The sequence below is a fragment of the Pseudomonas shirazica genome (genome assembly GCF_015168335.1).
Classification (GTDB): domain Bacteria; phylum Pseudomonadota; class Gammaproteobacteria; order Pseudomonadales; family Pseudomonadaceae; genus Aquipseudomonas; species Aquipseudomonas asiatica.
This window is the reverse complement of record NZ_CP063456.1, coordinates 3365001-3391702: the sequence shown is the minus strand read 5'-3', so window position 1 is coordinate 3391702 and position 26702 is coordinate 3365001. Positions and strand designations below refer to the sequence as shown.

Sequence of the window (26702 nt, the reverse complement as noted above, 5' to 3'; positions counted from 1 at the left end):
CCATGACCCGCGAACCACACGCCCCACAGCCCGCCTCTGCATCTTCCAGCCACTTGCACGACGGTTTCATCGGTGACCGGTTGCCTGCCTGGCTCAAACAGGCCACGCAAAGCCAGATACGCACCTTGCGCGAAAGCCTGGAAGCCCATCATGCCACCCAGGCCCGGTTGCGCGGGATCACCCTGGCGCTGCCGTCACCACAGCAGTTCGCCGAACGGCAATTCGCCAGTTTGTTGCGCGAGCCGCTGCCGGGTGACGTAGCGTTCTGGCAGCTGGAGTGGCTGGAAGTTTCCCATCGTTTTTCGTCCACGCCCGGCGCTGAGCCGCCATTTCCCACTTACGGGCAACGGCGTGAAAACGGCTTGCTCCGCCTGATGCGCAACTTTGCCGTCAGCAACGATTTCTACCTGGGAACCGGGTTGGTCGCGCCGGGGCAGGAACGGGTACTTTCGCGAGGCACCGATGAACTGGTCGAGGCGTGCCGCAAGCTCGATGCCGGGCGCCTGTACCAGCAGGAACTGGACCGCACATTCGATGCCGCGGCACAGCGCATCTTGTGTGAAGACAAACGCTCCGGGCTGCGCCTGGCCGTGCAGGTTGCCGCGCTGAAAGGCGAGATTACCGAGCCGGTCAAGGAGGCATTGCACGCCCTGGTGGATAAACCCGCAGATCGGCGATCCGCCAGCCTCACGGGCCACCCGGGCCTGTTCGAAGCCCTCGGTTGCCCAGTGGCGGATGGTGTGTGGATTCAACTTCGCGACACGCATGGGCAAACGCAGGGTGGCGTGCTCTACCTGCCCAGCGACCCGGTACAGGCGTTGCGACACTTCGACAGCCATGCCTCGATCAACCGCACGCTGGTGGCCGAGCTGCGCCATGAACCCTATCGCCAGGCGTTCAGCCAGTTGATCGGCCTGGATCAGCGTGCCGGGTTCATGCGCAAGCTGCAGGCCCGCCTGGCGGATGACCAGCCGGACCTGGAGCTCGATGGCAGCGTGCCACAGCATGACATTTTCCAGGCGCTGGCTGCGCAGCAGACAAACCGGGTGAAGCAGGATGGCCGCCTGTTGCTGGTGCCGACCGCCGATGCCGATGAAGCCGCGTCGCGTGAACGGCATGAGGCGTGGAAGGCCGCCGGCCTTGATGTGCTCAATCTCGCGGGCCTGTTCATTCCGGTGGTGGGTGGCTTGCTGCTTGGGCAACTGGTGGCCCAGACCCTCTCGGAGGTTTTCGAGGGCGTGCAGGACTGGTCGCGAGGCCATCAGCACGAGGCGCTGGAGCACATGCTGGGCGTTGCCGAGATACTGGCGGGCACCGCCGCGACGGTGGCCGGCGTCACCTTCGTGCGCAGCGCGTTCGTCGCGGCGCTGGAGCCGGTAAGGCTCGCCAATGGGGCGGGGCGTTTGTGGTCCCGAGATCTGGCAGCTTTTGCCTCGACCCCTGAGACGATCACCTTGGGTACGGACGGGGCCTATGCTGATGGCGAGCGCCGCTGGATGAAGTCCGACGGGGTCTTCTACGAAGTTCATCGGCCTGACCCCGATGGCCCCTGGCGTCTGCGCCACCCCGGTCGCGAAGAGGCGTACGGCCCGGTCGTGCTGCACAATGGCGAACGCAGTTGGCGCCTGATGCACGATGAGCCCCAGCGTTGGCGCGACCCTGCGAAAATGCTCGATACACTTTGGCCGCGCGATCAACCTTTCGATAAACAGCAGGCGCAGCGGATCTTGCGCATGGCCGGCATCGATGAGGACGAACTGCGCGGCCTGCTGGTGGAAAACCGGCGAACGCCTGCCACCTTGCGGGAAACCCTCAAGGCATTCGATGCCGATGCCCGGATCGACACGTTCTTCCGCAACCTGGAACGCGACACTGTCTCCGATCAGGACTTGCAGCTGCTGGCCTGGTGCGAGGCCCGACCGGGCAGTGTAAAGGGGCGTGCGGCAGTGCTGGCGGACCGGCCAAGGTCGAGCGACCTGCTGTTCGCACGGCTGACACGCCTGCCCGAATCGACGGAGCCTTTGCTCAAGCCGCTGATGGCGCTGGGGCTGCCTGAGCCCTATGCGCGCGATCTGGCCGACGGAGCAAGTCACGAGGCTCGCCAGCTGTTCGTCAGTGGTGGAAAGTTGCCGCAAAGCCTGGCCACCCAGGCCAGGTCGTTGTGCTCGCAGGCGAAGGTGAGCAGGGCGCTGGCAGGGTTTTATCTGCCGAGTGCATATAGCGACGAAACGGGCATGCTGGTGCTGGCATTGCTGAATGTCGAGGCCATTGATGCGTTCAGCCTGGCGTTGAGCAATGCTGCTGCGGATGCCGTGGCGTTGAAACGCATCGGTTCGGTTGGCGATGCGGCCGAGCAACGGGTGCTGGTGCGTGAGCAAGGTGTCTTTGCCCTGTATGACGGGCAGGGCCGAAAACTCGCGATGCAGCCACCTGCTTCCTCATGCATCTTCCAGGCTGTGCTGGCCGCGCTCGAATCGCGCAACCTGCTGGGCCGGTTGGGCCTGGCCGAGAACGCCAACGCCGAGCGCCTGCGCGAGAAGCTCATGGCGTACCTGGGTACCCATGAGGAAATAGCCCGCATGCTGGGCTGGGCGTCGACGGAGCGCTGGTTCAACCCTGGGCAGCGCCTTGCCGATGGCCGCGTCGGTTACCTGCTCAGCGGGCGCGCGGCACTGCCCACCACACCCAGGGAACAACTGCGGGCCGGCCTGAGGCGATTCTTCCCGGGGCTGGGCGATTCGCTGGAAACGCAAGTTGACCGCTGGCTGCTGCAGAATGTGTCGGTCGCCGATGCGCTCCTGGCGCTGCAGGACGATTTTGAGCAGTTGAACCGCGCGCTCAATGGTTGGGTGTCGGCTGCGCTGAGTGACACTTTGCGGGCGCGACGCCAGCTGTTCGCCGAACGATTGCTGCGTGCCTGGCAGGCGCTTGGCGACCATGTGGTGGTCGACAGTGACGGCAAGCGCCAGGGGCTGCGTCTGGTGTTGAATGATCTGCCCACCGATTCGTTGCCGGTCATGCCTGCACCTATCGATTTCTATCACGTAACCACCCTGGTACTGAGCGAGACGACCATCGGGGTGGTGAACGAGGAGTTTCTGCGGGCATTCACCTACCTGCAGGAGCTGGACCTGAGCCACAACCAGCTGCTGCGCTGCCCGCGCGGGCTTGGCTACCTGACCAACCTACGCCGGTTGCGCCTGGGGCATAACCGCATTCGCCTGGATGCCCATGCCATCGAAGCACTGAACGGGTTGCCGCTGCTCAGTCACCTCGACCTGAGCTACAACAGCCCGCTGGGGGTGTACGAAATGCGCTTCCATCACCTGCCTCATCTGATCGAGCTGAATTTGCGTCGCTGCGGGCTCAGCGAGTGGCCCAGAGGGCTCGAGTTGTGTGGCTTCCTGCAACGAGCCGACCTGCGTGACAACTTCTTGCGGGGTGTGCCTGACGGCGTGCTGGCCATGCCGCTGGAGTTTCGCCAGCGCATCCTGGTCGATGGCAACCGCCTGAGCATGGCTGATTACGGCAAGCTCTATGCCTTGGAGCCGCTCCTGGAAGAGCCGCAGGAAGAGATAGGCCGAGCCTGGTGGGTCGGTTCCGACTCCGCCAGCCATGGGCGCGGCGAGCTTTGGGACCGGCTGAGCACCCGGGACGAAAACGCCCGCCTGTTCGATCTGCTGGAGCTTTTGCAAGGCTTGGCGGACTTCAGCTGGCCCAAGGCTTATCTGCTGCGCATGGGCTGGCAATGCCTGTCGATGCTGGAGACAGACGTCGAGTTCGCTCGCCAGGCGCAACTGGCGGCCGACGATGTGGTAATGGATGACAACGGTGCCATCGACCTGTTCAGCCGACTGCTGCGTCTGCATGCCGAGCGCGACGCGGCAGGCGATGGTGCGCAATCCCGAGGCCCGAAGTTGCTGGCGTTGGGGCGCGCCTTGCACCGCCTGGACCGCCTTGACGAGTATGTCGAGACCGAGCGGCAAAACCTTGAAGGCTTCGCCGAGCCCGCGGTACTGGCGACGTTGGCAATGCGCTACAGGGTACGCTTGCGCACCAGGCTCAGGTTGCCGTTCCAGCCTGTCAGAATGCGCCTTAAAGCCGCTGCCGTAGGGTTGAGCGAGCATCGGCTGCAGTCGGCCGAGGCGGCTGTGGAAAGGGCGAACGTTCTCGTTGCTCTCGCGGCCGATCTGTGCACGCGTGCGTTCTGGCAGCGCTTTTTGCAACAGCACTTTGCCCAGCCGTTCAATGACCTGGAGCAACTCGCCGCTGAGCAGCGGGCGGCCCTGGCGGTAAGGCGCGATGAACTGGGTGAAGCACAGTATCTGAACCAGGTACAGGCGCTGGATGCGCAGCTGCAGGCCGATCGGCTGACGTTGCAACTGCAACTGACCCGGCACTACGTGATCAGTCTGGAGCGCGCACCGGGCTGATGGCCACCGGCCAAACCGGTCATCCAGTTTGACAACTTAGGCCATTGCCGCGACGCCAGCGCGGCGCGAACATCATCGGACCGATGGTTCAACTCCAAAAACAAGAAACCAGGAGTCCGACGATGCGCGATTACACCGAGGCCGCTCGTGCGTTCGACCATGGCCAGGCTGCTGCGGCGGCGCTACATGGCAACCTCGAAGCCCTCAATGCCTGTGTCGAATGTTGCGACCGCCATGCCGGTGAGGGCAAGACCGCACTGGTCTGGGAAGACCGCGAGGGCAACAGCGTGCGCTTGAGCTTCGACCAGTTGCAGGCACTGGCGGCCCGTTTCGCCAATGTGCTCGAAGCGCAAGGCGTGGGTGCGGGTGACCGGGTCGCCGGCCTGATGCCGCGTACCCCCGAGCTGCTGGTCACCATCCTCGCCACCTGGCGTCTCGGCGCGGTGTACCAGCCACTGTTCACCGCGTTCGGCCCCAAGGCCATCGAACATCGCCTGGAGCAGTCCCACGCCCGGGTGGTCGTTACCGACAGCCACAACCGCGCCAAGCTGGACGATGTGCACGCCTGCCCGACCATCATTACCGTCAATGCCCGCAATGGCGAGCTGGACTTCCAGCAGTGCCTGGACAAAGCCGCAGACAAATGCGAGCCGGTCATGCGCTCGGGCAACGACCCGTTCCTGCTGATGTTCACCTCCGGCACCACCGGCCCGGCCAAGCCACTGGAAGTGCCGCTGCGTGCCATCGTCGCGTTCCAGGGCTACATGCGCGACGCCATCGACCTGCGCCCCGAGGACAACTTCTGGAACCTGGCCGACCCGGGCTGGGCCTATGGCCTGTATTATGCGGTCACTGGCCCGCTGTCGCTGGGCCATGCCACCACCTTCTACGATGGCCCGTTCAGTGTTGAAAGCTGCGCACGAGTGATCGACAAGCTGGGCATCACCAACCTGGCCGGCTCGCCCACTGCGTACCGCCTGCTGATTGCCGCCGGGGATGACTTCTCGGCACCGATCAAGGGCCGCCTGCGGGTGGTCAGCAGTGCCGGCGAACCGCTCAACCCGGAAGTGATCCGCTGGTTCGCCGACGAACTGGGCGTGACCATCCATGACCACTACGGGCAGACCGAACTGGGCATGGTGCTGTGCAACCACCATGGCCTGCAGCACCCGGTACACCTCGGCTCGGCCGGCTTCGCCATCCCCGGCCACCGCATCGTGGTGCTGGACGAGCAGGGCAACGAACTGCCCGCCGGCCAGCCGGGCATCCTCGCGGTCGACCGCGAGCAGTCGCCGCTGTGCTGGTTCGCGGGCTACCACGGCCTGCCGACCAAAGCCTTCGTCGGCAAGTACTACCTCAGCGGCGACACCGTCGAGCTGAACCAGGACGGCAGCATCAGCTTCGTCGGCCGCAGCGACGATGTGATCACCACCTCCGGCTACCGGGTCGGCCCGTTCGACGTCGAGAGCGCACTGATCGAGCACCCAGCGGTAATCGAAGCGGCGGTGATTGGCAAACCGGACCCGGAACGTACCGAGCTGATCAAGGCCTTCGTGGTATTGGCCAGCGGTTACCAGGGCAGCGCCGAGCTTGAAGAGGCTTTGCGCCAGCACGTGCGCCAGCGCCTGTACGCCCATGCCTACCCAAGGGAAATCGAATTCGTCAGCGAGCTGCCCAAGACCCCGAGCGGCAAGCTGCAACGCTTCATCCTGCGCAACCAGGAAGTCGCCAAACAACAAGCGCAACAGGCCACCCCTGCCAGCGCCTGAAAGGAACCGATCATGCAGATAGCCAACAAACACTTCATCGTCAGCGGCGCCGCCTCCGGGCTGGGTGCTGCCACCGCGCAGATGCTGGTCGAGGCCGGCGCCAAGGTCATGCTGGTCGACCTCAATGCCCAGGCCGTTGAAGCCAAGGCCCGCGAACTGGGCGAAAACGCCCGTTTCGCGGTGGCCGACATCAGCGACGAGCAGGCCGCCCAGGCGGCGGTCGATGCGGCCGTCAGCGCCTTTGGCAGCCTGCACGGGCTGGTCAACTGCGCCGGCATCGTCGGTGCCGAGAAAGTGCTGGGCAAACAGGGCCCGCATGGCCTTGCCAGCTTTGCCAAGGTCATCAACGTCAACCTGATCGGCAGCTTCAACCTGCTGCGCCTGGCCGCCGCGGCCATGGCCGAAGGGGCTGCAGATGAGGGTGGCGAGCGCGGGGTGATCATCAACACCGCCTCCATCGCCGCCTATGACGGCCAGATCGGCCAGGCGGCCTACGCTGCTTCCAAGGGCGCCATCGCCAGCCTGACCCTGCCGACCGCCCGCGAACTGGCGCGCTTCGGCATCCGTGTGATGACCATCGCCCCGGGCATCTTCGAAACGCCGATGATGGCCGGCATGACCGAGGAAGTACGCGCCTCGCTGGCCGCCGGCGTACCTTTCCCACCGCGTCTGGGGCGCCCGCAGGAATATGCCGCGCTGGCCCGCCACATCATCGAGAACAGCATGCTCAACGGCGAGGTGATCCGCCTCGACGGTGCACTGCGCATGGCTGCCAAGTAAGGAGAGCGAACATGACCCTCGCCAATGACCCGATCGTTATCGTCAGCGCCGTGCGCACGCCCATGGGCGGCCTGCAGGGCGACCTCAAGAGCCTGACCGCGCCGCAGCTGGGCAGCGCCGCCATCCGTGGTGCCGTGGAGCGTGCCGGCATCGATGCTGCCAGTGTCGAGCAGGTGCTGTTCGGCTGCGTGCTGCCGGCTGGCCAGGGCCAGGCACCGGCGCGCCAGGCCGCGCTGGGCGCCGGGCTGGACAAACACACCACCTGCACCACCTTGAACAAGATGTGCGGTTCGGGCATGCAGGCGGCGATCATGGCCCATGACCTGCTGCTGGCCGGTACCGCCGATGTGGTGGTGGCCGGTGGCATGGAAAGCATGACCAATGCGCCGTACCTGCTGGACAAGGCCCGTGGCGGTTACCGCATGGGCCACGGCAGGATCATCGACCACATGTTCATGGACGGCCTGGAAGACGCCTACGACAAGGGCCGCCTGATGGGTACCTTTGCCGAAGACTGCGCCCAGGCCAATGCCTTCAGCCGCGAAGCCCAGGACCAGTTCGCCATCGCCTCGCTGACCCGCGCCCAGGACGCTATCAAGAGTGGTCGCTTTGCTGCCGAGATCGTGCCGGTCGAGGTTACCGAGGGCAAGGAGAAGCGCGTCATCAAGGATGACGAACAACCGCCCAAGGCGCGCCTGGACAAGATCCCGCAGCTCAAGCCGGCCTTCCGCGAAGGCGGCACGGTGACCGCCGCCAACTCCAGCTCGATTTCCGACGGCGCTGCGGCGCTGGTGCTGATGCGCCGCTCCGAAGCCGACAAGCGCGGCCTCAAGCCGCTGGCGGTGATCCACGGCCACGCCGCTTTTGCCGACACCCCGGCACTGTTCCCTACCGCGCCGATCGGTGCCATCGACAAGCTGATGAAACGCACTGGCTGGAACCTGGCCGAGGTCGACCTGTTCGAGATCAACGAGGCTTTCGCCGTGGTCACCCTGGCGGCCATGAAGCACCTCGACCTGCCGCACGACAAGGTCAATATCCATGGCGGCGCCTGCGCCCTCGGCCACCCGATCGGCGCTTCCGGCGCGCGCATCCTGGTGACCCTGCTGTCGGCCCTGCGCCAGAACAACCTGCGCCGTGGCGTGGCGGCCATCTGCATCGGCGGTGGCGAGGCCACGGCCATGGCTGTCGAATGCCTGTACTGAGGTGAATCATGCTGGTAACTGACGAGCAACAACAGATCGCCGACGCGGTACGCGCCTTTGCCCAGGAGCGCCTGAAACCGTTTGCCGAGCAATGGGACAAGGAACACCGCTTCCCCAAGGAGGCCATCGACGAGATGGCCGAGCTGGGCCTGTTCGGCATGCTGGTGCCGGAGCAGTGGGGCGGCAGCGACACCGGCTACGTGGCCTATGCCATGGCCCTGGAGGAAATCGCCGCCGGTGACGGCGCCTGCTCGACCATCATGAGCGTGCACAACTCGGTGGGCTGTGTGCCGATCCTGCGTTTTGGCAGCGAGCAGCAGAAAGAACAGTTCCTCACCCCGTTGGCCAGCGGTGCGATGCTCGGCGCCTTCGCCCTGACCGAACCGCAGGCAGGCTCCGACGCCAGCAGCCTGAAGACCCGTGCGCGTCTGGATGGCGACCACTACGTGCTCAATGGCAGCAAGCAGTTCATCACCTCCGGGCAGAACGCCGGGGTGGTGATCGTGTTCGCCGTGACCGACCCGGACGCCGGCAAACGCGGGATCACTGCTTTCATCGTGCCCACCGATTCGCCGGGCTACCAGGTGGCGCGGGTTGAGGACAAGCTCGGCCAGCACGCCTCCGACACCTGCCAGATCGTTTTCGACAATGTGCGCGTGCCGGTGGCCAACCGCCTGGGCGCCGAAGGCGAGGGCTACAAGATCGCCCTGGCCAACCTCGAAGGCGGCCGCATCGGCATCGCCTCGCAGGCGGTGGGCATGGCCCGCGCGGCGTTCGAAGTGGCGCGTGACTACGCCAACGAGCGGCAGAGCTTCGGCAAGGCGCTGATCGAGCACCAGGCGGTGGCCTTCCGCCTGGCCGACATGGCGACGAAGATTGCCGTGGCCCGGCAGATGGTGCTGCACGCTGCCGCGCTGCGCGATGCCGGGCGCCCGGCGCTGGTGGAAGCGTCGATGGCCAAGCTGTTTGCCTCGGAAATGGCCGAAAAGGTCTGTTCGGATGCCTTGCAGACCCTGGGCGGTTATGGCTATCTGAGCGACTTCCCGCTGGAGCGGATCTACCGCGACGTTCGGGTTTGCCAGATCTACGAAGGCACCAGCGACATTCAGCGCATGGTCATTGCGCGCAATCTTTGAAGGAGCAGACTGCATGGCATTCGAAACTATCCTGTTGGATATCCACGGCAAGGTCGGCCTGATTACCCTCAACCGCCCGCAGGCGCTGAACGCGCTGAACGCGCAGATCGTCGGCGAGATCAACCAGGCCCTGGACCAGCTCGAGCGCGATCCGAACATCGGCTGCGTGGTGCTGACCGGTTCCGCCAAGGCCTTTGCCGCTGGTGCCGACATCAAGGAAATGGCCGAGCTGCAATACCCGCAAATCTACGTTGACGACCTGTTCAGCGATTCCGACCGCATTGCCAACCGGCGCAAGCCGATCATTGCCGCGGTATCCGGTTTTGCCCTGGGCGGTGGCTGCGAGCTGGCGATGATGTGTGACTTCATCCTGGCGGCGGACAATGCCAGGTTCGGCCAGCCGGAAATCAACCTTGGCGTGCTGCCGGGCATGGGCGGCACCCAGCGCCTGACCCGCGCGGTGGGCAAGGCCAAGGCCATGGAACTTTGCCTGACCGGTCGCCTGATGGGGGCTGAGGAAGCGGAGCGTGCCGGGCTGGTGGCGCGTATCGTGCCGCAGGCGGAGCTGGTGGAAGAGGCGCTGAAGGTGGCCGCGACCATTGCCAGCAAGTCGATTCCGGTGAGCATGATGGTCAAGGAGAGCGTCAACCGTGCGTTCGAAGTCACCCTCAGCGAAGGTGTGCGCTTCGAGCGGCGGGTGTTCCATGCGGCGTTTGCTACCGAAGACCAGAAAGAGGGGATGGCTGCGTTCATTGCCAAGCGCGAGGCGCAGTTCAAGGATCGTTGATTGGAATCGGCATTGCCGTTGCTTTTGCTTTTGCTTTTGCTTTTGCTTTGCTTCTAAGCGCACGGTAGCTCAGGCGCCGCCGATTGCGACTTCAGGAGGCCGAGCGAAGGGACTGCGGAGGGAGGTGACGGGCATGGATGCCCGTCAAGCGCTGAGGCCCCATGGATGGGGCCTGCAGCGCGTACTCCCGGGAGCAGGCCCGTAGCGAGGGGACCCCGGAGCGAAGCGTAGGGGCCGGATGATGGGAGCCAGCGTTTTTTGGTTACTTTTTGTCGCGTTTGACAAAAAGTGACCCGCCGTAAGGGCGGAAAGGTGATTAAGCGCCACCTTCGAAAATGAATGTTGACCTTGTTGTTGATGCCCACGCTTGAAAGCGAAGAGCGAAGAGCGAAGAGCGAAGAGCGGAAACGTACTGGTCTTGATCTCGCGCATAGTCCATTTACGATGGCGACGCTTACTCACCTTTTCGCCCTTACGGCGAGTCACTTTTTGTCAAACGCGACAAAAAGTAACCAAAAAACGCTGCGCTCCCATCATCCGGCCCCTCCGCTACGCTACGGGGTTCCCTCGCTCCGGTCTTGCTCCCGGGAGGACGCGCTGCAGGCCCCATCCATGGGGCCTCAGCGCTTGACGGGCATCCATGCCCGTCACCTCCCTCCGCAAAACCTCTGCTCGGCCTCCTGAAGTCGCGAAGATCAAGATCAAGATCAAGATCAAGATCAAGATCAAGATCAAGATCAAGATCAAGATCAAGATCAAGATCAAGATCAAGATCAAGATCAAGATCAAGATCAAGATCAAGATCAAGATCAAGATCAAGAGCCAGAGCCAGAGCCAGAGCCAGAGCCAGAGCCAGAGCCAGAGCAGAGGGCGCCGACTGGCGGAATGTGGGCACCGGAAGCAAATTCGCACCCAATTGCAGTTGCTCCACGCGACGTGGCGCCTTAGACTGCCGCCCCCTGTAAAAGAGTGCCGGTTGGCGCTTGAAGAATTCTGCTGCCGATGCCGAGGCGTCGGCGGCACCCGAATCGCCCAAATGCACATTTTTTCATAGAGAAATCGATGACCAAGGAACAGTTGCTGGCCATGTCGGCCGATGACTACATGAACGCTGACCAGCTGGCTTTCTTCGCTGGCCTGCTGCAGGCGATGAAAGTCGAAACCCATGAACGCATCGAGCTGAGCCGTGCCACCATCGAAGGCCTGGACACCCCGTCGGACCCTGCCGACGTGGCTTCGGTCGAAGAAGAGCGTAGCTGGCTGGTGAATGCCATCGACCGCGACCAGCGCCTGCTGCCGCAGCTGGAAATGGCCCTGGACCGTATTGCCGACGAAAGCTTCGGCTGGTGTGATGACAGCGGTGAACCAATCGGCCTGAAGCGTCTGCTGATCAGCCCGACCACCAAGTACTGCATCGAAGCCCAGGAGCGCCACGAGCAGCTCGACCGCCACCAGCGCCAGGTGTAACCCCGCGCGGTGTGCCAAGCCCCACGGAGCGATCCCTGGGGCTTTTTGCGTTTCTTGCCGGCGGCGGTTTTGTTGCCCTGCACGTAACACTGCTGTACCGGGATGCGCTGTTTCAGCGCCGTAAGCAGGCGTATCATCACTTTATCGTTAGGGTGCTAATTAAATTCCGGAGGGAATGATGAATAGCCGGGTCGATGTAGCCGTGATGATTGGTTCTGGTGTGCCAGCCTCGATGCGGGCGCTGGGTAAACGCATCTGCTGGGTGGTGCTGGTCAATGGCGAACGCCGTGGTACCGCATTTGCCACCCGTGAAGAGGCCTTGGAGTGCCAAGCGGCCTGGCAGCAGTTGAAGAAGGGCCTGGCTGCCTGAGCACCGTGAGTGCTGCCGGCAAGCGAACGGGGTGTTGTTCAGGGCGTTCGCTTGTAAGAAATGTACTTTGCCTCTCGACGAATTTCGGTGTTTTCGTGCATATTCTTTCCCCAGTAATGCGCTGATGGATTGCAGGGCCCGTTCTTACGTGCGCTCTGGCATTGCCTGTCGCATTTTTTTCTGGCGGTTTTGCTGTCAGACATTGCGCTTCCCGAATCGGGAATATGCCGAAAGCCTGTATTTGAGGCCAGATCTGGCAAGCCAGGGTAAAGATTCCCGCACGCTGCATCGCCAGCGGGCGCAGACATTTCGCATATCGCTTTATTACTCTTTTCGCCTATCGATAAGAAATGGCCGTGCCTCACCGAGCTTTGGGTGAGGGCGGGTTGTAACCGGTTGAGGATTACTTCATTGGCAGTCAGCACTCTTGATACCCATGCGTTGTTCGCCTTGGGCGACTTGCGCGGTAAATTGGCCCAGCTGTTCCAGGGCCGCTTTGTCTATGTTACGGAACAGAGTCCCGAAGGCCTGTACATGGCCGAAATCGACACCGAAAGCGCATTGGTCGTCGATGACAAGCAGCGTTTGGAACTGAAGGTCGGCGACCACTTTCGCGCCGCCGTGCTGCCCAGCCGCGAAGGCGGCAAACTGGAAATGCGCTTTCGCGAAATCAAGTTGAACGTATATGGCGTGGGCGACTATGCCTTTGTGTCGGTGCCTGAAGGCGAGGGCATCGTGTTCCGTGAAGGCCACGGTGTGATGCTGGTATTCGCCGCACAGCAACAAGTGCAGGAAGGCCTGGGCAAGTTGCTCAAGGCGGTGACCGGCAAGGTTGCCAAATGGCGCAAGGGTGAGCTGACCACCTTCAAGGCCAGTGAATGACCCACAGTGACGACGCGCCTGCCACGCGTGCCGAGTTCCATCGGCAGCACCAGGCGGATGCCGTGTCCGAGGCCGAGCGTTTGCTGGCCAGGCGCGAAGAACTGCAAGGCGCCTGGTTGAACTGGGTGGCAGGGGAATTGTATCGCCTCGGCCCGCCGCCTTATGCGGCCATGGTCCGGCGCGAGTTGCAGCGCCTGGCCCAAGGGTGAGGTGGCGACCTGTCAGTTGCCTCGATCGCGGCCGCTGCTGACTTCTTCAGGGACCGGCTCTTTCGCCATGCGCTTGCGGAACAGCGCCGCCCGGGCCAGCAACAGTGTGGTCACCGGCACGGTGATCGACAGCAGGATCGGAATCAGCCAGGCGTGCAGCACCGGGGCTTCCTTGAGCCAAGAAAAGTAGATGATCGAAGCCAGTGCCACGCACCAGGCACCAATGGTCGAAGCCAGTGCCGGCGGGTGCATCCGCTGGAAGTAGTCCTTCAGCCGCAACAGGCCCACGGCACCGATCAGGGCGAACAGGCTGCCGGTCAGCAGCAGCGCGGCTGTGACCAGCTCCAGCCAGAAGGGGAGTTGCAGGGTTTCAGTCATTCGATCACCTCACCGCGCAGCAGGAACTTGGCCAGGGCAAACGAGCCAACGAAACCGAACAGCGCAATCAGCAGGGCACCTTCGAAGTAGGTGTCACTGGCATAACGGATTCCCAGCACCAGCATGGTCAGCATCGCCAGGATGTACAGGTAGTCCAGCGCCAGCACCCGGTCCTGGGCGGACGGGCCGCGGAACAGCCGGATAAGTGCCAGGGCCATGGCCAGGGCGAAGATGAACAGGCTGGCGAGGACAGCATTGGCGAGCAGGCCTGTCATTGGAAAATCTCCATCAGCGGGCGTTCGTAGGTGTCCTTGAAGTGCTGGATGAAGGCCGCCTCATCGTCCAGGTCGAACACATGCAGCAGCAACACGCTGCGGTCCAGGGCCAGCTCGGACCAGACCGTGCCGGGCACCACCGTGGTAATCATCGACAACGCCGCCAGGCCATGTGGGTCGTGCAGGGCCAGCGGGATGTGCACGAAGGCCGAGCGCGGCGGCTGCTTGCTGGCGCGCAGCACGCCACGGGCAACCAGGAGATTGGACATGATCACATCGATGCCGACACGACCAATCAGCCGGGCGATGGCCAGCGGCCGTCGCACATGGGCATGCTGTGGGCGCAGCGGTGCCATCAGCAGTGGCGCCAGCACGCCGAGCGCGGCTGCCAGCAGCAGGTTGCCGGGGCTGACCGAGAGGTTCAGCAACAGCCACAGTGCGAACAGCGAAACCGATAACAGCGGTGCCGGGAACAGTCGATTCATGGCTGCACCTGTACGTCGAGCGAGGTGGGGCCAGGAATCGGCCGGGCGGCCATCACGGCTTCGATATAGGTGTCGGGGGCCTGCAGGCTGGCGGCGGTGTCCTGGGTGTAGCGCAGCAGCGGCTCGGCCCTGAAGCTGAGGATGAAGCACAGGCCGAGCAGGATGACGATGGGCAGACATTCATAGCGGCGCAGCACCGGCGACGGGCGCTCTTCAGGCTTCCAGAAGCGCTGGATGCCGACGCGGCCGAAGGCGATCAGCGAGGCCATGCCAGACAGGACCAGCAACGCCACCAGGCCCCAACCCGCCATGCCCAGCGGCTGCTCGGCAGGCACGCCCAGCCCTTGCGGGTTGAACAGCGCGCTGATCAGGTTGAGCTTGCCGACAAAGCCCGACAGCGGCGGCATGCCGATGATCAACAGGGCGCAGGCGATGAAGCTGAGGCCGAGGAAGGCCATGGTCCACGGGATGATCTGGCCGATCACAACCTTTTGTTCATCGTCGAGGTTGATACCCTTGGGCGGGTGCAGTGATTCCAGCGGTGGCGGCATGGCGTCTTCTTCGTCGTCCAGCGGTGCTTCGTTGGCCGAGCGCGAACGTTCGACCAGTTCGGCGAGCAGGAATAGCGCGCACAGCGCCAGGGTCGAATTGACCAGATAGAACAACGCCGCGCCGGTCAGCGCCGATTGCGCAAAACCGACGGCGCCGAGCAGGGTGCCGGCTGAAACCAGGATGCTGAGGGCGGCCATGCGCTCCAGGCGCTGCGCGGCCATGATCGACACTGCCGCCACCGCCAGGGTGACCAGGCCACCGTACACCAGCCATTCACCACCGAAGTGCGCCGAGGCCCCGGCCTGCCCTGAGAACAGCAGAGTCCACAGGCGCAGCACGGCATACAGGCCGACCTTGGTCATGATGGCGAACAGCGCCGCCACCGGCGCGCTGGCCGAGGCATAGGCCGGTACCAGCCAGAAGTTCAGCGGCCAGATGCCGGCCTTGACCAGGAAGGCCATGGCCAGGATCGCCGCGCCAGCGTGCAGCAGGCCACGGTCGGCCTCCGGCACCAACGGAATCTTCAGCGCCAGGTCGGCCATGTTCAGGGTGCCGGTCACGCCATACAGCATCGCTGCGCCGATCAGGAACAGCGACGAGGCGAACAGGTTGATGGCAATGTAGTGCAGGCCGGCACGCACTCGGGCGCGGCCCGAGCCATGCAGCAGCAGGCCATAGGAAGCGGCCAGCAGCACCTCGAAGAACACGAACAGGTTGAACAGGTCGGCGGTGAGGAAGGCGCCGTACAGGCCCATCAGCTGGATCTGGAACAGTGCGTGGAAGCTGGCCCCGGCACCGTCCCAGCGAGCGCGGGCAAACAGCAGGGCACTGAAACCGATGATGCCGGTGAGGGTCAGCAGCAGGGCCGACAGGTGGTCTACCACCAGCACGATGCCGAACGGTGCCGGCCAGTTGCCCGGCAGGTAGACACCGATCGATTCCGCCTGGCCCTGGGTGCGCACCCACAGCAGCAGGCTGACCGCGATGGCCAGGCCGGCAAAGGTCGACAGCAGGTTCAGCCAGGCCTTTGTCTGCCGGTGTTTCTCGCCCAGCAGCAACATCAATGCCGCGGTAACCAGGGGCAGCAGGATGGGCGCGATGATCAATTGGCTCATGCCACTCATTCGTCACGCTCCCGGCCATCCACGTGGTCGGTACCGGTCAGGCCGCGCGAGGCCAGCAACACCACCAGGAACAGCGCGGTCATGGCGAAGCTGATGACGATGGCGGTGAGCACCAGGGCCTGCGGCAGCGGGTCGGTGTAGTGCAGCAGGTCCTGGGGCACGCCGTCCTTGATGATCGGTTCCTTGCCGATGAACAGGCTGCCCATGCTGAAGATGAACAGGTTGACCCCGTACGACAGCAGGCAGAGGCCCATGATCACCTGGTAGGTTCGCGGGCGCAGGATAAGCCACACTCCCGAAGCGGCCAGCACGCCGATGGCAACTGCAATCACTTCTTCCATCAGGCGGCTCCTGCTTGGCTGGTTTTCGCCGGGTTACCCGGGCGGTAGGCGCGCACCGATTGGTGCGCCAGGGCGGTGAGGATCAGCAGGGTCGAGCCGACCACCACAGTGAACACCCCGACATCGAAGAACAGCGCGCTGGCCACGTGCACATCGCCGAGCAACGGCAGGTGCAGGTGGGCGGTATGGGTGGTGAGGAACGGGTAGCCCAGCAGCATGGCGCCCGCGCCGGTCAGGGTTGCGCACAGCAGCCCGGTGCCCATCCAGCGCAGCGGGCGCAGGCTCATCTGCGCCTCGACCCACTGGGTGCCGGCCACCATGTACTGCAGGATGAACGCCACCGACATCACCAGGCCGGCAACAAAGCCGCCACCCGGCTGGTTGTGGCCACGCATGAACAGGTACATCGACACCAGCAGGGCGATCGGCAGCAGCAAGCGCACCAGCACCGCGGGCACCATCATGAAGCCCAGGGCGGTGTCGGTGGCATGCCGCGGGTTGATCAGGTCGGTGACCACGTCGGGTGCCAGCTGACGCTGTTGCGCCGGCAGTTGCATGCTTTCCTTGGGCGGGCGGAAGCGCCGCAGCAGGGCGAACACGGTCAGCGCCACGGCCACAAGCACGGTGATTTCACCGAGGGTATCGAAGCCACGGAAGTCGACCAGCATGACATTGACGACGTTGGTGCCACCGCCCTGGGGTAGTGCCCGGCTCAGGTAGAACGAGGAAATGTCGTTCGGCGTCGGCCGGGTGAGCATGGCGTAGGACAGCACGGCCATGCCGCCACCTACCAGCACCGCCAGCAGCAGGTCGCGCAGGCGACGCATGCGCGCACGCTCGAGGCTGCCCGGCAGCGGCGATACGCCTTCGATTCGCCGCGGCAGCCAGCGCAGGCCGAGCAGGATCAGCACGGTGGTGACCACTTCCACTACCAGCTGTGTCAGGGCCAGATCGGGCGCGGAGAACCAGACGAAGGTGATGCAGGTCATCAGGCCGCAGACGCTGACCATGATCAACGCCGCCAAACGGTGATACTTGGCCTGGTAGGCAGCGCCGATGGCGCAGGCGATGGCGATCAGCCACAGCGCGACAAACACGCCCGAGCCCGGAATCTTCGGCCGGTCGCCCCAGCTGAGACCACTGTAGAGCATGGGGGTGAGGCCGGCGAGGAAGGCGGCGAGCACCAGCATGAACAGCTGCGATTGCAGGCGGCGGCTGGTGAGCAGGCGCTCGATGCGCCGCGCCAGCAGCATTAGCTGCACCTGGCCGTGTTCGAACAGGCGCTTGCCATTGAAGCGTTCGATCACCGGTGGGTAGGGGAAGCGGCCAAGGCGCAGCTGCTTGCGCAGCAGCAGGTAAAGCACGATACCGCCGCTCATGGCCACCAGGCTCATGATCAGCGGCGCGTTCCAGCCATGCCAGATGGCCAGGCTGTATTCCGGTAGGGTGCCGCCCACCACAGGCAGGGCGGCGGCGGCCAGCAGCGGGCCGACCGACTGGGCAGGGAAGATGCCCACCACCAGGCAGGTAAGCACCAGCAATTCGACCGGCGCACGCATCCAGCGTGGCGGTTCGTGTGGTGTGTGCGGGAGGTCCTGTGCAGTGGGGCCGAAGAACACATCGACGGTGAAGCGCAGGGCATAAGCCACGCTGAAGGTGCCGGCCAGGGTGGCGACCACCGGCAACGTGGCCTCGACCCAGGCAGTGGAGCTGATGAACACCGTTTCGGCGAAGAACATTTCCTTGGACAGGAAACCGTTCATCAACGGCACGCCGGCCATCGAGGCGCTGGCGACCATGGCCAGGGTGGCGGTGTATGGCACCAGGCGTATCAGCCCGCTGAGGCGGCGGATGTCACGGGTACCGCTTTCGTGGTCGATGATGCCGGCGGCCATGAACAACGAGGCCTTGAAGGTGGCGTGGTTGAGAATGTGGAACACCGCCGCGACCGCGGCCAGCGGGCTGTTCAGGCCCAGCAGCAGGGTAATCAGGCCCAGGTGGCTGATGGTCGAGTACGCCAGCAGGCCCTTGAGGTCGTTCTGGAACATGGCGGCGAAGGCGCCGAGCAGCAGGGTGAGGGCGCCAGCACCGCCTACGATCCAGAACCACTCTTCGCTGCCCGACAGCACCGGCCACAGGCGCGCCAGCAGGAACACCCCGGCCTTGACCATGGTCGCCGAGTGCAGATAAGCCGATACCGGGGTGGGCGCTGCCATGGCATGGGGCAGCCAGAACTGGAAGGGGAACTGTGCGCTCTTGCTCAGGGCGCCGATGAGGATCAGCGGCAGCAGCACCGGGTACAGCGCATGCTGGCGGATGGTGTTGCCGGCAGCCAGGACCTTGTCCAGGTCGTAGCTGCCGACCACATGGCCGAGCAGCAGGGCACCCACCAGCAGGCACAAGCCGCCCGCGCCCGTGACCATCAGCGCCATGTAGGCGCCACGGCGGGCGTCGGCACGGTGGTGCCAGTAGCCAATCAGCAGGAACGAGAACAGGCTGGTGAGTTCCCAGAAGAACACCAGCTGGATCAGGTTGCCGGAGATCACCAGGCCGAGCATGGCGCCCATGAAGGCGAGGAAGAAGGCGAAGAAGCGCGGCACCGGGTCTTGTGGCGACATGTAGTAGCGGGCATACAGCGAAACCAGCGTACCGATGCCCAGCACCAGCAGCGAGAACAGCCAGGCGAAGCCGTCCATGCGCAGCACCAGGTTCAACCCCAGGCTGGGCAGCCAGAGGAACTCTTCGCGAATCACGCCACCGTGGGCAACCTGAGGGTACAGCAGTGCTACCTGGACAGTGCCGACCAGGGCCACGAGCCCGGCGAGAATGGACTCCGCGTTACGTGCGTTGTGCGGCAGCACTGCTGCCAGGCAACTGCCCACGAACGGCAGAAGCAATAGCACTATCAATGACATAGCGTTCTATTCTGGAGAAGTTTGCAAAGAATCATACGTGCCGAGGGGTTGATCACCAACACGCAAGCTGTCGCAGAATCCTACAAACAGGCTGTGACAAGCTGTTTTTTTATAACAGATTCTTACAAAGCATAGCCGCAGTTGGCGGCTTTACAGGCCAGCCTGGCGTTCACCTTCATCCGTCACTTCCCGCGATTCGGCCACCTCGCGCGGGCGGCGCACCTTGAGTTCGCTGACCACCACCGCGATCACGATCAGCAGGCCGCCGAGCAGTGCCACGCCCGGCAGGCGCTCACCGGCGATGCGCCCGACGATCCCGGCCCATACTGGTTCGCCGGCATAGATGAGGGTGGCGCGGGTGGGCGAGACCGACTTCTGCGCCCAGTTCATGGCTACCTGGATCACCGCGCTCATGGCGCCCAGGCCCACGGCACTGGTCAGCAGCAGCCAGGAAAAATCGGGTATGCGCTCCTGGGTCGGCACGATCATCAGGAACGCCAGCAGCGAGGCGGTCGCCAGCTGCACCACGGTGACCCGGCGCACATCGACCTGCCCGGCGTAGCGGCTGATCAGGATGATTTCGCCGGCAATGGCCACGGCGCTGACCAGGGTTACCAGCTCGCCTTCGCTGAAGTGCAGGCTGCCACCCTCCGGACCGGCCAGCAGCATCAGGCCGATGAACGCCAGGCCGATACCGATGCTGGGCATCAGGCCGGGGCGCCGGCCCAGCACCAGCCATTGCAGCAGCGGCACGAACGGCACGTACAGCGCGGTGATGAACGCCGACTGGCTGCTGCTGATGGTTTGCAGGCCCATGGTCTGCAGGCCGTAGCCGAGCATGATCGACACCCCGATCAGCATGCCGGCCTTCAGTTCGGTGAAGGTCAGCCCTGGCAGCGCCCGCGCCGAGACCACCCCGACGAACAGCGCGGCTGCGGCGAAGCGCAGGCCGACGAAGAACATCGGGCCGCTGACGCTCATCACGTTGTGCACCAGCAGGAAGGTGCCGCCCCACAGCATGGTGATGAACACCAGCACCAATTCGGCCTTGCTCAGGCGAAAGGCAATGGCAGGGGTCGGTTTGCTGCTGGGCTGGCTCATGGTCTTGCGCACTCGGAGGGGGCGGCGCACAATCGCCGCAAAGTGGGCAGTATACTGCGCAATACCGACCAGTGAGCAATATAGTGCACAAAGATTCCTCGCACCGGGCATCGGTGCTGCAACATGTCAGCCTCAATGTACGCAGCCTGCGCAACGCCGCGGGTATGAGCCAGACGGCGTTGGCGGAGCGTTCCGGGGTCAGCCGGCGCATGCTGGTGGCGATCGAGGCGGGCGAGAAGAATGTCAGCCTGACTACTCTCGACCTGATTGCCGAGGCCTTGGGCGTGGCTTTCAGTACTCTGATCCAGGCACCTGACCAGCGCGACCCCGGGCGCATCGAAGAGTTGGCCTGGGCCGGGGAGCACCCGCAGAGCCGGGCGGTGCTGCTGGGCAGCAGCGTGGCGCGGCGCGAGGTGGAACTGTGGGAATGGACCCTGGCACCGGGCGAGTGCTATTCCAGCGAGGCTGATGCCGAAGGCTGGAGCGAGCAGATTTATGTGGCGCAAGGGCAACTGACGCTGATTATCGAAGGGGTCGAGCATCGCCTGCAGGTCGGGCAGTTCCATGTGTTTCCCAGTAACTGCCGGTATGCCTATCGCAACGATGGGGCGGTGGCGGTGCGGTTTGTGCGCAATGTGGTGATTTGATCGAGAGGTGTTGCTGCCTCCAGGGCCTCATCGCCGGCAAGCCAGCTCCCACAGGTTCGCCACTGGCTATGAGCCTGAAGGTGGACCTGTGGGAGCTGGCTTGCCGGCGATGAGGCCCGTATGGGCAACCAAGGTTCGCGGTCAGTCTCCTATCAACTCATCGGTCCTGACCACCTTGGCATAGGCAAACGCCAACGCCGCCATCACCGAATCATGCACCTGCGCCGCCGGCACCCGCTTGCCATTGAACTCCAGTGGCAGCGTGGCACAGGCGTCGTGCGCCACGGTCACGTCGTAACCCAGGTCGGCCGCGGCCCGGGTGGCGGCGTCGATGCACATGTGGCTCATGCTGCCGACGATGGTCAGGGCCTCGATGCCATGCCGGTCCAGCGTGTGCTCAAGGTCGGTACCGAGGAAGGCGTTGACCTTGTGCTTGAGCACCACCGGCTCACCGGCTTGAGGCTCGACCTTGGCATGGATCGCCGCACCCTGCGAGCCTGGCGCGAAGAACGGCGCATCGGCGCTTTCGAACTCATGCCGCACATGCACCACCAAGTCGCCCCGTTGACGCGCTGCCGCCAACAGGCGGGCAGCATTGTCGGCCGCCTGGTCGGCACCATCGAGGGTCCATTTGCCGCCCGGGAAGTAGTCGTTCTGGATGTCGATGATGATCAGCGCCTGCTTGCTCATGCTGCCTCCTGTGGCAGTAGTCGTTGGATGACGTTAGTTATAGGCTGTGTGCACTGACCTGAGGATTGGCGCGAACGACACTATGCAGGCAAAAACTGACAACCCCGCCAGCCTGGACATCGGCCTGCTGCTGTACCCCGGCGCGCAGCGTGCTGCCGTGCATGGGCTGGCCGACCTTTTCCTGGTAGCCAACCGGGTGGTTGCCGAACTGGGTGCTGTCGAGTTGCCATCGGCGCGTATCAGCTTTTGGCAGGCAGACGAGGCAGGGCGGTTGCAGCTTGCCCCTGAGGGCCCGCCTGCCGCCGCGGCCGATCTGCGGGTGCTGATCATTCCGCCAAGCCTGGAGTCGGCACCACAGGGTGAGCTGCTTGAGCGCCATCGCGCGTCGTTGTGCCAGTTGCACGGGCACGGCACGGTGCTGGCATCGGTGTGCATCGGGGTGTTCTTCATCGCCGCCAGTGGTCTGCTCGACGGGCGCCCGGCCTGTACCCACTGGAACTACGTGCATTCGCTTGCCCAGCGTTTTCCCAAGGTGCGGGTCGAGGCCCAGCAGCCGTTGCTGGACGATGGCGACATCGTCACTTCGGCCGGGCTGATGGCCTGGACCGACCTGGGCTTGCGCTTGCTGGAGCGCTTCATGGGCGCGACGGTGGCGCGGGAAACTGCCCGCTACCTGGCGGTCGACCCGGTCGCGGCGCCACTGCCCGGTGCAGTGTTCAACCCACGCCTGGACCATGGTGATGAAGCAGTGCTGAAAGTGCAGCACTGGTTGCAGGGCAACGGTGGGCAGGATGCCGACCTGGCCAGCATGGCCGCATGCGCGGGGCTGGAGGAACGCACTTTCCTGCGGCGTTTTCGTGCTGCCACGGGGCTACGGCCGACCGAGTACTGCCAGCAGGTGAGGGTGGGGCGTGCGTGCCGCTTGCTGGAGTTCACCCGGCGCAATGTCGAGCAGATCGCCTGGGGCGTCGGTTACCAGGACCCGGGTGCGTTTCGCAAGGTGTTTCAGCGCATCACCGGCCTGACCCCGAGTGATTATCGGCGGCGCTTCGCGGTATCGGGTTAGGGCGCGGGGGCGTTCCCGGTGCGGAAACCGCTTGACCTTGATATAACTTGAGGTTTTACCCTGCTCTGCATCGCGCTATAGGCGTCCGTGACCAGGAGACCGTTCATGACGGCAACATCCCATGCCCTGTGGTTTACCCAGATGATCGAATTTGAAGTGCCTGGCAAGTTCCAGCAGGCCTTGGCCCAAGCGCTGGTGGCGCGCAGCGAAGAGCTGGCCGCGCGTTGCGAAGGACTGCAGGGCGTCAGTATTCAGGCCAGCGACGATGGCAGCCGGGTGCTGCAGTACCTGCAGTGGCAATCCCGCCAGGCGTGGGCAGCGGCGGCCGTATATTTCGTCGGGGAACCTTTCCTCGACCTGCTTGGCCAGTACCAGGCGCGTGGCGTCAACTTTGCTGCCTACCAGACGCTGCGCAGCCTGGTGCGCGGTGCCGATGGCGGCCTGCATTGCCAGGTGGGTGAGCCTCAGGCATACCAGGGTGCGTAGTGCGGGTAGCGATCCAGGCGGGCGCCAATGACCATTTCGCTGACCCATGCCGCCAGGATCGAACTGTAGGCTTTCTGGCTCTCTTCGCTGGACAGCGCGTGGTCGGCACCGTCGACGATGCGGTGGGTGAGCGAATGGGCGCTGACGAATGCCGAGCGGTAGCTCATCAAGGTGCTGTGCGGTACGTAGTCGTCCTGCTCGGACTCGACCAGCAGTACATCGCCACCGAACTCGGCACAGGCTGCCAGTGCGCGGTTGTCTGCCGGGCCGAGCAGGCGTTGGCGATAGGCGTTCAGCCGTTGCCGGTCGAGGGTTTGCTTGGGGAGGTTCCATTCGTCGTCCCAGTACATCGCGGGTACCCTGAGGGCCAGCCATTTGACCGGCCGCTCACGGGTCAGCAAGGTGGCCAGGTAGCCGCCATAGCTGCTACCGATGATGGCGATGGCACTGGTGTCGACGGCTGGGTGGCTTGCCAGCCGGTCGTAGGCCACCAGCAGGTCGGTCAGGTTCTGTTCGCGGGTTACCGTCAGCCGTTGGCTTTCGGTTTTTTCGTGGCCGCGCAGGTCGAAGGTCATGCATACGCAGCCCAGCCCGGTGATATGCCGGGCGCGGGCCAGGTCGCGTTGCTGGCTGCCACCCCAGCCGTGGACGAAGAGAATGCCCGGCATCTTGCTGCCGGGGCTGACCAAGGTGCCGACGATGCTGTCATCCTCGACCTGGAGTTCAACGGTTTCACTTTGAATGGTCATGTTCGCGAATCCGCGCAAATTTGCTGAGTTGTCCGAGTTCACTGTCGTTTCCTTGGTAAAAGAGGGTGGCGTCAGTGGGTAGTTCGGGGGTGCCGAACACTTCATGGGTGGAGGCACGTACCCGTTGCAATGCCGGGTCGTCGGCGAACGCCTGCAAGGCCAGCAGTTCGGCACTGCTGGCACCGCCCAGGCGCCAGGATTGCTCGAGTACGCCGCTGCGCAGGTGGCCCTGTGGGTTCACGCCGCGGGCAATGTCGTAGTTGCGCCGCGAGGCGATGAAGCCGGGGAAGTGCTGCTCGGCGGCCTGTTCGTAGGCCATCGCCTGGTTGATGGCCAGGCGCAGCGGCTCATCCAGCGGCAGTTGCAGCAGTGCCTGGTAGTCACCGCGTACCACTACCAGGTCGGAGCCGCCATACACTTCCGTGCCCTGATGGTCGCGGGTAAGTTGCTGGGTGCCGTGATAGCTGCAGGTCAGGCCGGCGACACGTACCTGGCCAACGCTGAAGGTTTGCACTTCGCTCAGGTCTTCCTCGAGCACCAACCCCCATAGCGCAAGGTCCTGGTCATCCATGCCGGCCAGCAGCGGTTCCAGCTCATCCGCCGTGGTTATGACCTGTTGCCCACGGCCTGCGCAGGCCAGTACCGGCTTGATTCGCAACGGGCCGTCCGTCAGTAACAGCTGTGCGGCGGTCCGTGCATCGGCCTTGCTGAATACGGTGTAGCCGCGCAGCAGGGCGTCGCAGGCTTGCCGTGCGAAGGCATCGGTCCAGCCCGGCGGGAAACTGGCCCCGGCCGGCAGCGGGTGGGAAATCGCCTTGGTCGCCATGTAGGGGTGTGCGACCAGGCCACCGAAAAGGTCCTGTTCGCTGCAGATGCCGAGGGCGGCATGGCGTTCGGGATCGACCAGGGTTTCGGTGGGCAGGTAGTAGTAGCCGTCGGTGGCGCTTGGTGGCTGGCTGGGTTGCACGTGCGGGCAGCCCAGAAGGCGGGCCAGGCCATCGGCAAGCTTCAGGTGCACGGCATGCTCGTGGTCGGGGGTGTGCGCGCGGGTGTCGAGCAGCACCACGCCGCTTTTAGGGGCGCAGGCGTTGGGCATGGTCATTTGCCTGTGTGCAATGAATGTACTGAGTGTGAAGCCGGTGCTTTGTGGAAGTTCAGCGGAACTTGATCGGTGGTTCTGGCCTGTCTGTAGGAAATGTCCGGTATGCGCAGGGCGTCACGGGCAATGCATGCCGTGTGTCGGTCGCCAAGATTGCAGGGCTTCGGCGGCTGTTCCATTATCGGCACACTGGATAAACCGTGATGTAGCCGCAGGAGAGCGCATGAACGTTCAGACCACCCTTGGGCAAAGCGTGCCGCAGCGTTTGGCGCTGGTTCGCCAGGCCATGGCCGCAGAGGGCATCGATGCCTTGCTGGTACCTTCGGCCGACCCCCATCTTTCCGAATATCTGCCTGGTTACTGGCAAGGGCGCCAGTGGCTTTCGGGTTTCCATGGCTCGGTCGGCACGCTGGTCGTCACAGCTGGCTTTGCCGGGTTGTGGGTCGATAGCCGCTACTGGGAACAGGCGGAACACGAGCTGGCAGGCAGTGGCATCGAGCTTATGAAGCTGCTGCCGGGCAAGCCTGGTGCGCTGGAATGGCTGGGCGATCACGTCGAGCCCAACGGCAGCGTGGCGGTAGATGGTGCGGTCATGGCGCTGGCTTCGGCGCGCCAACTGAGCGATCGGCTGAAGGCGCGCGGGGCGCGATTGGTGACTGACAAGGACCTGCTGGGCCAGGTCTGGGAAGGGCGCCCGGCGCTGCCAGGCAACCCGGTCTACCAGCATTTGCCGCCGCACGCCACGGTGAACCGTGCGGAAAAACTGGCGCAGTTGCGCCAGAGCGTGCAGGCCAAGGGGGCCGATTGGCATTTCATCGCCACCCTGGATGACATCGCCTGGCTGTTCAACCTGCGCGGTAGCGATGTTTCCTACAATCCGGTGTTCGTGGCCTTTGCTCTGATCAGCCAGCAGCAGGCCATCCTGTTCGTCGGCCAGGACAAGCTCGACGAACATCTACGCAAGGTGCTTGCGGCCGACGGTATCGAAGTGCGTGACTACGCCGAAGCAGGCAAGGCCCTTGCCGCCATGCCGGCCGGCAGCCGATTGCTGGTCGACCCGGCCCGGGTGACCTGCGGCCTGCTGGATAACCTGCCGACCGAGGTGGAGCTGGTCGAGGGGCTCAACCCCAGCACCTTGAGCAAGTCGTGCAAGGGTGATGAGGACCTGGTGCACATCCGGCAGGTGATGGAGCAGGACGGCGCGGCCCTGTGCGAATTCTTCGCCTGGCTCGAGGCCAACCTTGGTCGTGAGCTGGTTACCGAGCTGACGATCGACGAGCAGTTGAGTGCCGCCCGTGCCCGCCGCCCAGGTTTCGTGTCGTTGAGCTTCTCGACCATTGCCGCCTTCAACGGCAATGGCGCGATGCCACATTACCGCGCCACGGAACAGTCGCACGCGGTCATCGAGGGCGATGGTCTGCTGCTGATCGATTCGGGCGGGCAGTACCTGGGGGGCACCACCGACATCACGCGCATGGTGCCGGTGGGCAACCCGAGCCTTGCACAGAAGCAGGATTGCACACGCGTGCTCAAAGGCATGATCGCCCTGTCGCGTGCCACCTTCCCGCGTGGCGTGCTATCGCCGTTGCTCGACGCCATTGCCCGGGCACCGATCTGGGCTGACCAGGTGGATTACGGCCACGGCACCGGGCATGGTGTGGGCTACTTCATGAACGTGCACGAGGGGCCGCAGGTAATTGCCTACCAGGCGGCACCCACGCCGCAGACCGCGATGCAGGTGGGCATGATCAGCTCG

General features: G+C 64.2%; 25 protein-coding genes (1 of these 25 only partly in view). 15 read left to right on the top strand and 10 right to left on the bottom strand.

Annotated features, from left to right (window positions below):
- The first annotated feature begins 2 nt into the window (after positions 1–2).
- The 11 genes from IMX18_RS15680 to IMX18_RS15630 all read left to right on the top strand — a co-directional run bounded on the left by IMX18_RS15680 (position 3) and on the right by IMX18_RS15630 (position 13038).
- A complete protein-coding gene (locus IMX18_RS15680) occupies positions 3–4433 on the top strand; it encodes a dermonecrotic toxin domain-containing protein (protein ID WP_217190944.1) in 4431 nt (1476 codons plus the stop codon).
- Between the two features lie 122 nt (positions 4434–4555).
- Entirely contained in the window at positions 4556–6202 is a 1647-nt protein-coding gene (locus IMX18_RS15675; protein WP_013971830.1) for an acyl-CoA synthetase, read from the top strand.
- Between the two features lie 12 nt (positions 6203–6214).
- Positions 6215–6982: an SDR family NAD(P)-dependent oxidoreductase gene (locus IMX18_RS15670; RefSeq protein WP_013971831.1), complete on the top strand. Its 768-nt coding sequence runs from the start codon at positions 6215–6217 to the stop codon at positions 6980–6982.
- Positions 6983–6993: 11 nt separating this feature from the next.
- A complete protein-coding gene (locus tag IMX18_RS15665) occupies positions 6994–8187 on the top strand; it encodes an acetyl-CoA C-acyltransferase (protein WP_024086601.1) in 1194 nt (397 codons plus the stop codon).
- 8 nt (positions 8188–8195) lie between these two features.
- A complete protein-coding gene (locus IMX18_RS15660; protein WP_013971833.1) occupies positions 8196–9323 on the top strand; it encodes an acyl-CoA dehydrogenase in 1128 nt (375 codons plus the stop codon).
- Positions 9324–9336: 13 nt separating this feature from the next.
- Complete coding sequence (locus tag IMX18_RS15655; RefSeq protein ID WP_013971834.1) at positions 9337–10110, top strand: enoyl-CoA hydratase; 774 nt, start codon at positions 9337–9339, stop codon at positions 10108–10110.
- 640 nt (positions 10111–10750) lie between these two features.
- Positions 10751–11164 carry a hypothetical protein gene (locus tag IMX18_RS15650; RefSeq protein ID WP_217190066.1) on the top strand — a complete coding sequence of 138 codons (414 nt, stop codon included), beginning with the start codon at positions 10751–10753 and terminating at the stop codon, positions 11162–11164.
- 8 nt (positions 11165–11172) lie between these two features.
- Positions 11173–11577, top strand: a complete 405-nt coding sequence (locus IMX18_RS15645; RefSeq protein WP_003259022.1) for a TraR/DksA family transcriptional regulator — start codon at positions 11173–11175, stop codon at positions 11575–11577.
- Between the two features lie 178 nt (positions 11578–11755).
- Positions 11756–11947 carry a hypothetical protein gene (locus IMX18_RS15640; protein ID WP_015269656.1) on the top strand — a complete coding sequence of 64 codons (192 nt, stop codon included), beginning with the start codon at positions 11756–11758 and terminating at the stop codon, positions 11945–11947.
- A gap of 411 nt (positions 11948–12358) precedes the next feature.
- Positions 12359–12829 carry a hypothetical protein gene (locus tag IMX18_RS15635; RefSeq protein WP_003259020.1) on the top strand — a complete coding sequence of 157 codons (471 nt, stop codon included), beginning with the start codon at positions 12359–12361 and terminating at the stop codon, positions 12827–12829.
- Positions 12826–13038, top strand: a complete 213-nt coding sequence (locus tag IMX18_RS15630; protein ID WP_015269657.1) for a hypothetical protein — start codon at positions 12826–12828, stop codon at positions 13036–13038. Before IMX18_RS15635 ends, IMX18_RS15630 begins: the two co-directional genes overlap by 4 nt.
- A gap of 12 nt (positions 13039–13050) precedes the next feature.
- Here IMX18_RS15630 and IMX18_RS15625 read toward each other — a convergent pair whose 3' ends face one another.
- The 7 genes from IMX18_RS15625 to IMX18_RS15595 form a co-directional block, all read right to left on the bottom strand.
- Complete coding sequence (locus tag IMX18_RS15625; RefSeq protein WP_003259017.1) at positions 13051–13416, bottom strand: Na+/H+ antiporter subunit G; 366 nt, start codon at positions 13414–13416, stop codon at positions 13051–13053.
- Positions 13413–13691, bottom strand: coding sequence for a K+/H+ antiporter subunit F (locus IMX18_RS15620; RefSeq protein WP_003259015.1), 279 nt, complete (start codon positions 13689–13691; stop codon positions 13413–13415). Before IMX18_RS15620 ends, IMX18_RS15625 begins: the two co-directional genes overlap by 4 nt.
- Positions 13688–14176, bottom strand: a complete 489-nt coding sequence (locus tag IMX18_RS15615; protein ID WP_015269658.1) for a Na+/H+ antiporter subunit E — start codon at positions 14174–14176, stop codon at positions 13688–13690. The genes IMX18_RS15620 and IMX18_RS15615 overlap by 4 nt, the downstream gene beginning before the upstream one ends.
- Positions 14173–15852 (bottom strand): monovalent cation/H+ antiporter subunit D, encoded by a 1680-nt coding sequence (locus IMX18_RS15610; RefSeq protein ID WP_015269659.1) that lies wholly within the window; start codon positions 15850–15852, stop codon positions 14173–14175. Before IMX18_RS15610 ends, IMX18_RS15615 begins: the two co-directional genes overlap by 4 nt.
- Positions 15849–16193 (bottom strand): Na+/H+ antiporter subunit C, encoded by a 345-nt coding sequence (locus IMX18_RS15605; protein ID WP_013971840.1) that lies wholly within the window; start codon positions 16191–16193, stop codon positions 15849–15851. The genes IMX18_RS15610 and IMX18_RS15605 overlap by 4 nt, the downstream gene beginning before the upstream one ends.
- Positions 16193–19108 carry a monovalent cation/H+ antiporter subunit A gene (locus IMX18_RS15600; protein ID WP_015269660.1) on the bottom strand — a complete coding sequence of 972 codons (2916 nt, stop codon included), beginning with the start codon at positions 19106–19108 and terminating at the stop codon, positions 16193–16195. The genes IMX18_RS15605 and IMX18_RS15600 overlap by 1 nt, the downstream gene beginning before the upstream one ends.
- 150 nt (positions 19109–19258) lie before the next feature.
- Positions 19259–20209 carry a DMT family transporter gene (locus IMX18_RS15595; protein WP_015269661.1) on the bottom strand — a complete coding sequence of 317 codons (951 nt, stop codon included), beginning with the start codon at positions 20207–20209 and terminating at the stop codon, positions 19259–19261.
- An 83-nt stretch (positions 20210–20292) separates the two neighbouring features.
- Between IMX18_RS15595 and IMX18_RS15590 the strand changes: the two genes are divergently transcribed.
- Positions 20293–20856 carry a helix-turn-helix domain-containing protein gene (locus IMX18_RS15590; RefSeq protein WP_015269662.1) on the top strand — a complete coding sequence of 188 codons (564 nt, stop codon included), beginning with the start codon at positions 20293–20295 and terminating at the stop codon, positions 20854–20856.
- Between the two features lie 141 nt (positions 20857–20997).
- On the opposite strand, the gene IMX18_RS15585 is transcribed toward IMX18_RS15590, so the two are convergent.
- The gene (locus IMX18_RS15585; RefSeq protein ID WP_015269663.1) at positions 20998–21546 is read right to left on the bottom strand and encodes a cysteine hydrolase family protein; all 549 of its coding nucleotides are present in this window, start codon (positions 21544–21546) and stop codon (positions 20998–21000) included.
- 82 nt (positions 21547–21628) lie between these two features.
- Between IMX18_RS15585 and IMX18_RS15580 the strand changes: the two genes are divergently transcribed.
- Both IMX18_RS15580 and IMX18_RS15575 read left to right on the top strand, forming a co-directional pair.
- On the top strand, positions 21629–22612 hold the full coding sequence (locus tag IMX18_RS15580) for a GlxA family transcriptional regulator (protein ID WP_217190063.1): 984 nt from the start codon (positions 21629–21631) through the stop codon (positions 22610–22612).
- Between the two features lie 105 nt (positions 22613–22717).
- Positions 22718–23098: an antibiotic biosynthesis monooxygenase gene (locus tag IMX18_RS15575; protein ID WP_015269665.1), complete on the top strand. Its 381-nt coding sequence runs from the start codon at positions 22718–22720 to the stop codon at positions 23096–23098.
- Here the strand turns inward: IMX18_RS15575 and IMX18_RS15570 are convergent.
- Both IMX18_RS15570 and IMX18_RS15565 read right to left on the bottom strand, forming a co-directional pair.
- Positions 23077–23847: an alpha/beta hydrolase family protein gene (locus tag IMX18_RS15570; RefSeq protein WP_054572859.1), complete on the bottom strand. Its 771-nt coding sequence runs from the start codon at positions 23845–23847 to the stop codon at positions 23077–23079. The two genes, IMX18_RS15575 and IMX18_RS15570, sit on opposite strands and share 22 nt — an antisense overlap.
- Positions 23831–24949: a DUF3182 family protein gene (locus IMX18_RS15565; RefSeq protein WP_015269666.1), complete on the bottom strand. Its 1119-nt coding sequence runs from the start codon at positions 24947–24949 to the stop codon at positions 23831–23833. The genes IMX18_RS15570 and IMX18_RS15565 overlap by 17 nt, the downstream gene beginning before the upstream one ends.
- A 220-nt stretch (positions 24950–25169) precedes the next feature.
- Between IMX18_RS15565 and IMX18_RS15560 the strand changes: the two genes are divergently transcribed.
- Positions 25170–26702 carry the 5' portion of an aminopeptidase P family protein gene (locus tag IMX18_RS15560; protein ID WP_191471848.1) on the top strand. The gene runs 276 nt beyond the window's last position, so 1533 of the gene's 1809 nt are visible here — the first part of the coding sequence; it begins with the start codon at positions 25170–25172; its stop codon lies beyond the right edge, outside the window.

Bases quoted from the DNA above. Each gene is read 5' to 3' on its own strand.
- IMX18_RS15680 (WP_217190944.1), top strand. From the start codon at position 3: ATGACCCGCGAACCACACGCCCCACAGCCCGCCTCTGCATCTTCCAGC.
- IMX18_RS15675 (WP_013971830.1), top strand. From the start codon at position 4,556: ATGCGCGATTACACCGAGGCCGCTCGTGCGTTCGACCATGGCCAGGCT.
- IMX18_RS15670 (WP_013971831.1), top strand. From the start codon at position 6,215: ATGCAGATAGCCAACAAACACTTCATCGTCAGCGGCGCCGCCTCCGGG.
- IMX18_RS15665 (WP_024086601.1), top strand. From the start codon at position 6,994: ATGACCCTCGCCAATGACCCGATCGTTATCGTCAGCGCCGTGCGCACG.
- IMX18_RS15660 (WP_013971833.1), top strand. From the start codon at position 8,196: ATGCTGGTAACTGACGAGCAACAACAGATCGCCGACGCGGTACGCGCC.
- IMX18_RS15655 (WP_013971834.1), top strand. From the start codon at position 9,337: ATGGCATTCGAAACTATCCTGTTGGATATCCACGGCAAGGTCGGCCTG.
- IMX18_RS15650 (WP_217190066.1), top strand. From the start codon at position 10,751: ATGCCCGTCACCTCCCTCCGCAAAACCTCTGCTCGGCCTCCTGAAGTC.
- IMX18_RS15645 (WP_003259022.1), top strand. From the start codon at position 11,173: ATGACCAAGGAACAGTTGCTGGCCATGTCGGCCGATGACTACATGAAC.
- IMX18_RS15640 (WP_015269656.1), top strand. From the start codon at position 11,756: ATGAATAGCCGGGTCGATGTAGCCGTGATGATTGGTTCTGGTGTGCCA.
- IMX18_RS15630 (WP_015269657.1), top strand. From the start codon at position 12,826: ATGACCCACAGTGACGACGCGCCTGCCACGCGTGCCGAGTTCCATCGG.
- IMX18_RS15625 (WP_003259017.1), bottom strand. From the start codon at position 13,416: ATGACTGAAACCCTGCAACTCCCCTTCTGGCTGGAGCTGGTCACAGCC.
- IMX18_RS15620 (WP_003259015.1), bottom strand. From the start codon at position 13,691: ATGACAGGCCTGCTCGCCAATGCTGTCCTCGCCAGCCTGTTCATCTTC.
- IMX18_RS15615 (WP_015269658.1), bottom strand. From the start codon at position 14,176: ATGAATCGACTGTTCCCGGCACCGCTGTTATCGGTTTCGCTGTTCGCA.
- IMX18_RS15610 (WP_015269659.1), bottom strand. From the start codon at position 15,852: ATGAGTGGCATGAGCCAATTGATCATCGCGCCCATCCTGCTGCCCCTG.
- IMX18_RS15605 (WP_013971840.1), bottom strand. From the start codon at position 16,193: ATGGAAGAAGTGATTGCAGTTGCCATCGGCGTGCTGGCCGCTTCGGGA.
- IMX18_RS15600 (WP_015269660.1), bottom strand. From the start codon at position 19,108: ATGTCATTGATAGTGCTATTGCTTCTGCCGTTCGTGGGCAGTTGCCTG.
- IMX18_RS15595 (WP_015269661.1), bottom strand. From the start codon at position 20,209: ATGAGCCAGCCCAGCAGCAAACCGACCCCTGCCATTGCCTTTCGCCTG.
- IMX18_RS15585 (WP_015269663.1), bottom strand. From the start codon at position 21,546: ATGAGCAAGCAGGCGCTGATCATCATCGACATCCAGAACGACTACTTC.
- IMX18_RS15580 (WP_217190063.1), top strand. From the start codon at position 21,629: ATGCAGGCAAAAACTGACAACCCCGCCAGCCTGGACATCGGCCTGCTG.
- IMX18_RS15575 (WP_015269665.1), top strand. From the start codon at position 22,718: ATGACGGCAACATCCCATGCCCTGTGGTTTACCCAGATGATCGAATTT.
- IMX18_RS15570 (WP_054572859.1), bottom strand. From the start codon at position 23,847: ATGACCATTCAAAGTGAAACCGTTGAACTCCAGGTCGAGGATGACAGC.
- IMX18_RS15565 (WP_015269666.1), bottom strand. From the start codon at position 24,949: ATGACCATGCCCAACGCCTGCGCCCCTAAAAGCGGCGTGGTGCTGCTC.